The sequence below is a fragment of the Bartonella sp. AA86SXKL genome (assembly GCF_042196885.1).
Genome location: NZ_JBHIRE010000454.1, coordinates 337 through 630 on the forward strand (window position 1 = coordinate 337; position 294 = coordinate 630).

At 28.6% G+C, this 294-nt stretch carries 1 protein-coding gene; it reads left to right on the top strand.

Going from position 1 to position 294, the window contains the following annotated elements:
• The coding region (locus ACFIO5_RS12605; protein ID WP_375705588.1) for a zinc-binding dehydrogenase at window positions 1-184 on the top strand (184 nt) is incomplete at its 5' end.
• Between the last annotated feature and the right edge of the window lie 110 nt (window positions 185-294).

The window sequence follows — 294 nt, forward strand, 5'->3', positions numbered from 1 at the left end:
ACTTAAGATATTCGGTTCATTTGGCTGCCGTATAGAAAATATGCAAAACGCCATGCAGAAAATGGCACAAGGCGTTGTACACCCTGTCATTGATACAATTGTTCAATTTAATGAAATTGATACAGCTTTAAAGCGAATGGAAAGTCGTGACGTTTTTGGTAAAATTATTCTTAAAATCGATTAAATTATGATGAAATTCTATATTAAAAATTTTGTATATCATATTAAAATTATAGCAAAAAAATCATTTCACTTTTTATGGGGATATCTGCTCATTAGTTCTTTACTTATTTT